This is a genomic window from Photobacterium minamisatsumaniensis (assembly GCF_050336695.1).
GTDB classification, from domain to species: Bacteria; Pseudomonadota; Gammaproteobacteria; order Enterobacterales; family Vibrionaceae; genus Photobacterium; species Photobacterium minamisatsumaniensis.
The window spans coordinates 1-7979 of sequence record NZ_JAKJSI010000080.1 but is presented as its reverse complement, the minus strand read 5'-3'; the positions used below and the strand labels follow the sequence as shown (position 1 = coordinate 7979).

8 protein-coding genes are annotated in these 7979 nt (G+C 40.6%); all 8 read left to right on the top strand.

The window, feature by feature from the left end; genetic code table 11:
• Window positions 1-54: 54 nt before the first annotated feature.
• Entirely contained in the window at window positions 55-480 is a 426-nt protein-coding gene (locus L4D78_RS27775; protein WP_428469919.1) for a bifunctional diaminohydroxyphosphoribosylaminopyrimidine deaminase/5-amino-6-(5-phosphoribosylamino)uracil reductase RibD, read from the top strand.
• Between the two features lie 136 nt (window positions 481-616).
• Window positions 617-1186: a hypothetical protein gene (locus tag L4D78_RS27770; protein WP_428469918.1), complete on the top strand. Its 570-nt coding sequence runs from the start codon at window positions 617-619 to the stop codon at window positions 1184-1186.
• 596 nt (window positions 1187-1782) lie between these two features.
• Entirely contained in the window at window positions 1783-2259 is a 477-nt protein-coding gene (locus L4D78_RS27765; RefSeq protein WP_428469917.1) for a GNAT family N-acetyltransferase, read from the top strand.
• 1334 nt (window positions 2260-3593) lie between these two features.
• On the top strand, window positions 3594-4220 hold the full coding sequence (locus tag L4D78_RS27760; protein ID WP_428469916.1) for a LysE family translocator: 627 nt from the start codon (window positions 3594-3596) through the stop codon (window positions 4218-4220).
• A gap of 119 nt (window positions 4221-4339) precedes the next feature.
• On the top strand, window positions 4340-4939 hold the full coding sequence (locus L4D78_RS27755) for a hypothetical protein (protein WP_428469915.1): 600 nt from the start codon (window positions 4340-4342) through the stop codon (window positions 4937-4939).
• Window positions 4940-5069: 130 nt separating this feature from the next.
• On the top strand, window positions 5070-5738 hold the full coding sequence (locus L4D78_RS27750; RefSeq protein WP_428469914.1) for a hypothetical protein: 669 nt from the start codon (window positions 5070-5072) through the stop codon (window positions 5736-5738).
• Between the two features lie 668 nt (window positions 5739-6406).
• Window positions 6407-6550, top strand: a complete 144-nt coding sequence (locus L4D78_RS27745; protein ID WP_428469913.1) for an alpha-amylase — start codon at window positions 6407-6409, stop codon at window positions 6548-6550.
• An 8-nt stretch (window positions 6551-6558) separates the two neighbouring features.
• A complete protein-coding gene (locus L4D78_RS27740) occupies window positions 6559-7254 on the top strand; it encodes a hypothetical protein (RefSeq protein WP_428469912.1) in 696 nt (231 codons plus the stop codon).
• The last annotated feature ends 725 nt before the right edge of the window (window positions 7255-7979 follow it).

Here is a 7979-nt window from a genome sequence, read left to right as displayed (position 1 = left end):
GGGGCGGGCAACTTCACAAGGGCGTTATATCCCGATAAAAGGAATACGAAATAAATGTCTGAAAAGTTCATGCTTAGAGCATTAGAAATATCAAAGCAAGCATTGCCTAAGTGTATTCCTAACCCTCCAATTGGTTGCGTATTGGTTAAAGATGACTCAATCGTTTCAGAGGGGTTTACACAGGCTATAGGTGGTAATCATGCTGAAGTTCAAGCTCTCAAGGCATATTCAGGTTCAATGGATGGTGTAACAGCATATGTAACACTAGAGCCTTGCTCGTTTGTTGGRCGAACACCTGCTTGYGCAAGTATATTGGTAAGCTCTGGTATTAAGCATGTGGTGGTCTCTATTCTTGACCCTGATGCTCGTAATAGTGGTCGAGGAATCGAAATTTTAAAACAGGCTGGTATTAGTGTTGAAATCGGCCTTTGTCGCGAGCAAGTCAGTAGTATTCTAGCCCCATACTTAGGTAAGTCGTAAGGTATATAACAAGCTGTGTAAGTTGACCCTTAACACGCGGCATTTTCACTATGAATTGGCTTTTGTGATTACGGTGTAATGTTTGGGCTAAGGGGCGGGCAACTTCACAAGGGCGTTAGGCAAATAAGGAGCAAGAGTGGAAAGTAAAGTTGATTGGTTTTTGAAAGCGGTAAGGGTTTCTTCTGCATGGAATCCTATAGCAGCTATATTTTTGCAACTTCAATCTGAAATTGATGGCGTTGAAATTAACCGTAGACTTAATAATCTGGAAGATCCTATCAGTGCGAATTGTGAAAACTCGTCGAAGTTAACCAAAGCAATTTATGACCAGTTGAAAGACGAGAACTATAACCTTACTCAAGATATCTACATACAATATGCTCGCACACTTGCTTTGTTCGAGACTGAAGGATATTTAAAAAGAAGAATGGCAATGGGAAGCCCATTTGCTCAAGGAATTGAGTCCTTTGACCCCACTTTCATCCTCTTTTTGGCTAGGTTGTATGAAGAACAATCTAGCATGTCTGAGCTATATAGCCTTGTCGAGAACTGTGATATTGGTGTTACTATAGATGGTATTCAACTAGCACAATCTTTGGCAGTACCAGTCGATGTCGTTCGAGCAGTATTCTGCCTATATGTAGATAAAGGCTTTGGGCTTATATCCAATGAGCTAGGGACGTGCAACTATCGAGGCATCGCCTAACAAGGCGCTCAACAGTGACCCAAAACGCATGGCATTTTTGCTTCGCAAAAGTGTATGCCACGGTTTCGGGCACGTTAGCTTGGCGTTATATGCCAATTTTTCTTATGGTTTAGGTGTCATTGCCGCTGGTTGTTCTGTGGTTTCAATGTGGGTCGCACTGCAGTGAAAATCGTTCCGTGAAATGGTGCGGTTAACCTATATCTCATACCAATATTCATTGGCATAAACAGCTTTGTCTCTCTCAAATTCATGAATCCGCACTGTTGAATTTGGTGCAGGTTCGTTATGATTTCAGTGTTTACTAAGTTGCTGAAATCACACTGCTAAGTAAGGTAATCAATTGTTGGTAGCGTGGTGATCGCGGTTACAGTCAGCATTGTGAGTTTGGGGTTGTTCACCTGTTGTCTCGGTGGGGCGGCCAAGCCGCTTTGGTTTCAGTTTTCCATATAACAAACTGTGCAAGTTGACCCTTAACACGCGGCATTTTCACTATGAATTAGCTTTTGTGTTTACGGGGCAAGGTTTTGGTTTAGGGGCGGGCACCTTCACAAGGGCGTTATGTTGCGGATTGAATTTACCGTTTATAAAGGATGAATATGGTAGTAGTTAGAGAAATGCGCCAAGAAGAATATCCAGCATATTGTCAGTATTTTATTGACGATTATAGTCAGGAAATTGCTAAAAATTATGGGCATTCTTTAGAGATTGCTGTCGAATTAGCAAAGAAAGAACTACATCGTAGCTTTCCCGACGGACTTGAGGGTAATGAGCATTCGCTATTATGCATTGATGCTGAAATCGATGGTCAATTTCAGCTCGTGGGTTATCTTTGGCATTCAATAAACCGCAGTGATAAATCCACCTTTATATATGACTTCTATGTTTCGAATGAGTATCGAGGTTCTGGTTATGGTACTCAATCGATTTCCGCGTTGGAAACTCAGCTACAAAGTATTGGAATCAACCAAATAAAACTTAGAGTCGCCTATCACAATGAACGAGCGCTTAAGTTATATAAGGATGTTGGCTTTAAGATTACAGGTTTCAATATGTCCAAGAAAATCAGCGGGTAGCCTCAACATAACAAGCAATTCAAGTAGACTGCCAACGCGTGGCATTTTCAACTCAGTTTGGCTTGTGTGATTATGGTGGTTAAATTGAGTGTATTGGTAGCGTTGTCAGCGACTTAATTGGGCGTTACCCGACTAGGTTCAGTTCTTTTTGTGTACTTAACTCCGCTGTCGCTGTGAGTTGCTCAATTCCAGATAAATTCGTATGCAGTAAGAATCGTTCGTTGTTCATAGCGGCTTCTTATTTTTAAATATCTCAACGACTTACGTGAATGTTCGCTGATAACCGCGTCAACTTCTTTATTTGGTTTTAACCATGGTTCGGCCGTGGCGGTTGATGCTCCGCGTACTTACCAGTTCTTAAATTTCTCAGCTATTGCCGCACCATCATCGAGGAATGCCGCTTTCAATATTGTGGTCGGTGCGTGGGGCAGGGCAGTGGTTACATTTTGGTGGCTGTAGTGACAATGTAACTTTGTTGGCGCTGTTCGCGGCTTTAGTTTGGGCTGCCTTTTTATCCGTATTCGCGCACGTTTCTGGTTCACCTTTTCTAGGTAAACCATAGTGCTAACTTCATCGTAGCCGCTATTTTGTGGGTAAACGCGCAGTAATTTTCGTGGTTATAGGTTTGAATTTGTCTGCTTTGAGTTGAGTGTTTGTCGCGCTTAATCAGCGTCTTTTTTAATTGCATTTCATCATGGCAGGCAAGCTGCTTTAGCCAAGTCGAACGGCCGGGTAACAAAGGCATTAAGGTGACGCCTGACACTCGGTGGTTTTGGTTTGAAGTATAATTGGTTTTGTAATTTCAGCGTTGGCGCACCTTATGCCAAGGCGTTATATGCCATTTTTCTTACGGTTTAGGTCTCTTTTCCGCTGAGTATTTAAAGGTTTCAATGTGGGTCGCAATGCCGTGAAAATTTTTCCGTGAATTGGTGCGGTTAACCTAATTTCCGTGCCAATATTCATTGGYATAAATAGCTTTGTCTCTCTCAAATTCATGAGTCCGCACTGTTGAATTTCGTGTTGGTTCGCTATGATTTCAGCGTTTACTAAGTTGCTGAAATTACACTGCCAAGTAAGGTAATYAATTGTTAGTAGTGCGGCGCTCACGATTACAGTCGGCATCGAGGTTTTTGAGTGACTCCTTGCTGTCTCGGTGGGGCGGCCAAGCCGCTTTGATTTAAGTTTTCATATAACAAACTGTGCAAGTTGACCCTTAACACGTGGCATTTTCGGTAAGGGTTAGCTTATGTGATTACGGTGTAAGGTTTTAGCTTTGGGACGGGCAACTTCACAAGGGCGTTATGCCCCAGAGCGTTTAACATGGAGGAAAAGAAATGGATTTAAACTCATTACTATTATTCTTGGTCGCTTGTCTGGCGATCAATATGATACCGGGGCCAGACGTAATCTACATTGTTTCGAACACAATGAAGGGTAAAATGGCAAGTGGAATGAAAGCTGCTGTTGGGTTAGGGGTCGGCTATTTTGTGCATACATTAGCTGCATGTTTGGGTTTATCCGCGATAATACTGAGCTCTGCTTTAGCTTTTAGTGTTGTGAAATGGTTAGGTGCTGCCTATCTTGTGTATTTAGGTGTTCAATCTTTACTTTCGATGTGGCGCGGAGGCAGCAAGATCGTTGTAAGTGAAAGCACCGAAACAAGTCGAAACGTATTTATACAAGGTGTTGTTGTTAGTGTGTTAAACCCTAAAGTAGCGCTATTTTTCCTCTCATTTTTGCCTCAATTCATCGATACATCGACCGGCTCAGCTTCGGTGCAATTGTTAATACTTGGATTATTGTTTAGTGGCTTGGCGACTCTATGTAATGTCCTGTATGCGTCTGTTGGAAGTTGGGTGTTTAGTAGACCCAATTCCCAGCGCTATTCAAGGGTTCTTGAAGGCGTATCAGGTGTGTTGCTTATAGGACTGGCAGGTAAAGTTGCAATCAGTGAGCGCTAATGGCATAACAAAAACATCAAGTTGACGCATTACACTCGGCATTTTTGGTTTGGAATTCAGCGTACTTGGTTAGCACCGTGGGGCGCAACTTATGTTAAGCGTTATAAGAAGGAAGTTAAATGTTACGTTTTGTTCAGAATGACTCGTTTTCAGAGGTTAGAGAGCATATAAGAGAAGCGGCAAGAAAAATTACGCGTAAAAACTATTCTCAAGAGCCGGCTTATGTAACCGCTTTACTTGCTCGATTAATAGGAAGCTTTAGGCTTAAAGTTAATGGTATTGAGAGAGAAATTACATTTATTCCAACAGTAGTAAATGATCGAGGGCGTAATTCAGCTGAAAGTATAACTGGTGCTGATTTTTCAATTGTTTTTAACGATACTGATGAACGAGTGAATAAGGCAATATTAGGACAAGCAAAAAATGGTGATGTTAGTGACCTAACTGATAATGAATTGATTATGTTAGGTGAACAATGTGAGAAAATGAATTCTTTTACAAATCATTGGATTGTTTTAGAAGCCCCAGAAAAATCGGGTTCAATGCCTATGATTAGAATTGGTAATAATGACGGAACAATTCGTCAGACGCTTAAGCTAGATGATTATATAGTAGATTATGTAATTGCATGTTTACATGGAGATCATGATTTAGAATTCGTTGAAAATGTACAAGATAGTGCACTTAAAAAGTTAATAATTGAGATGCGAGATCTGTAGACCTTCTTATAACAAAAACATCAAGTTGACACGTTTTACTCCGCAGTTTTGGTATGAAGTTTAGTGTACTTGGTGGGTTAGCCGTGGTGCAACTTATGTTAGACGTTATGTTTTTTAATGGAGTATGTCGATGACTAAGGAAAGGAAGAATCCCTGGTTAGAAAAGTCTATCGAGAATATCTTACCACTCAGCATTTCAGATGAGTTCAAAGTTGCATTTAGTGAATGGCTTTTCTCTGGTGATGTTATTGATTATGGTGAGGCCTACGAACAGTGTGAGCTTTGTGAACATGATGAATTACGTTACCACTATAAAATTGATAATGAGCAAACCAGCAAATCTCTTTGGGTTGGGTCATCATGCATACTTCGATTTGAAGAAATTGTGGTGTTTGATGAAAATGAAGAACAAGTTACTGCATTAGATGATAGGCGAAAAGTTCTTGAAAAGGCGCTAAAAAATAAGCAAATTGACATGAGTTTGGAGCCATTAAGAAAACTATGGAGTATTCATTTAAAAAGACGAGACTTCATTCACCGTCAAGCGAAAGATATAAAAAGTAAACATGGCGTCGATCCTGAATGCTTAAGTCTTTTGTTCAAAGAGTTAACAAAATTTGAGGTCGACTTTAAGCCTGAACAATACTCCGTTAATTTGCGCAGTTCTTACAATCAGTATCAACTCTTAAATATGGATTCTGAATCACAAAAACTGATCTGGAAGTCGATGTCACCTCAGCAAAAAGAAAAGTACAAAGATCGTATGAAATTCAAAAACATAACAAAGCCATCAAGGTGATGCATTACACTCGGCGGTTTTGGTATGAAGTCCGTCGCGCTTTATTGGTTAGGTGGGGCACACCTTATGGCAAGCGTTATATGCCGATTTTCCTTACGGTTTAGGTCTCTTTGCCGCTGGTTGTTTTGTGGTTTCAACGTGGGTCGCAATGCAGTAAAAATCGGTCAGTGAAATGGTGCGGTAAACCTTAATCTCATGCCAATGTTCATTGGTATAAATAGCATTATCTCTCTCAAATTCATGAATCCGCACTGTTGAATTTTGTGCTGGTTCGTTATGATTTCAGTGTTTACTAAGTTGCTGAAATCAAGAAGCCAAGTTTGTATCTCAGTTGGCGGTCGCGTGGTGCTCGCGGTTACAGTTAGTATCGTGGTCTTGGGTTGTATCTCCTGCTGTCTCGGTGGGGCGGCCAAGCCGCTTTGATTTCTGTTCTCATATAACAAACTGTGTAAGTTGACCCTTAACACGGGGCATTTTCAGTATGAATTGGCTTTTGTGTTTACGGGGCAAGGCTTTGGTTTTGGGGCGGGCAACTTCACAAGGGCGTTATACATAGTCTCACATCACAAAATATCACCATCTATCATTGTTTATCAATAAAGTATCAATTGCTGTAATGTTTGAGATTGCTATTATTATTCAGTCACTTATACACATGGAGATATAGCATGACTAAACAAAGCAATCACAATTCTGATATGGTAAACAAAAATAAAGGGACTTCAGGTACAAATAAGACTTACGATAAAAATCAGGGAAATCGAGGCTGGCAAATGAATCCAGAGAACCCTGTTAATAAAGGAAAAAAATAGAATAAGATTTGGAGGGGGTATTCTCCCTCCTAAACCGAGAGGGAACTATTATTAACAGTAAAAATTTAAAGAAGAAACCTTTTAAATGGACAAGGGAACTAATTAAGCTTGCATTACATGACGGATGGACACAAAAAGAGATAGCAGAAAAATGTAGAACTCAACAGTCTATAGTTAGTGCTTGGAATCGTGGAAGCAAGTTGGGGACAGAACTACAACTTCTACCACTCTTGAATAATTATGGGCATAAACTGAGACGGAATACTTATAAAGTTTATTGGTCATTGGATACTAAAGCTTATGAAAAGCAATTTTTCCGAGTTGAGGGTAAGGTTGTTTTATCACAGGCTTTTTATGACCCTCGGCGAGATCATCGAGGTAAGATTGTAAAAAGAGTTCCACAATACAAATTAGTCGTACACCATCAAGGTAAAGACTCTTTTCGAGTCATTAAACAGAATAGACTAATATTTGAACATTCAAATGAAGAGTTAGAGTGTAGTGTTGAAGATGCTATTTGGAATTCAACTATTCTAGAAACAATGAATATCCAAGAGTTGATCGAGTTTATTGACTCGTACGCAAACGAATTACTCAAAAGTTATCCCAGTGATGCCAATACTTTGCCATTTTTAATTAGGCAGGCATTAATTAACCATGGTTTTACCGTGGATGGTATTGTTGAGTACCCATGCGTTTGGTAGTCTGGCAGAACCCCAAAAAAGTACGAGCACCTAAAAGCTCAAAATAGAGGGCGACGCCCTCACTGTAAGGGTACGCTTATCAAGCCTTGAAGTTAGCCATTTGCTGCCTCAATGCAAAGTATTCTTGGTATTCTCAGCTGCTAGTTTCTTTTGGGGACTAGACGAAAAGGTAACACTCAGTAGTCGAAACGCCGTTGGGATAAAAGGGTATGGGGTGGGTTTATGCCCAAGCCGTTAGTTATCTAGCCGCTTGGGCATTTTTACGATCAGAGAGTGGGTTTTTCATTTCAATCCAATATGTATAACAAAGCGTTTAAGACGGATTCCCAACGCTTGGCATTTTCGGTTTGATTCGGCTTTAGTGTTTACAGCACAATGGTTTAGGTAAGGTGGTAGCGTTGCTAACCACTTAACGCAGCGTTATATGCCATTATTTCTTACGGTTTAGGTGTCATTGCCGCTGGGTTTTCAGAGGTTTCAATGTGGGTCGCAATGCAGTAAAAATCGTTCCGTGAAATGGTGCGGGTACCTTAATCTCATACCAATATTCATTGGTACAAATAGCCTTGTCTCTCTCAAATTCATGAATCCGCACTGTTGAATTTCGTGCTGGTTCGTTATGATTTCAGTGTTTACTAAGTTGCTGAAATCACGAAGCCAAGCTTGTATTTCAGTTGGTGGTAGTGTGGTGCTCGGGGTTACAGTCAGCATTGTGAGTTTGGGGT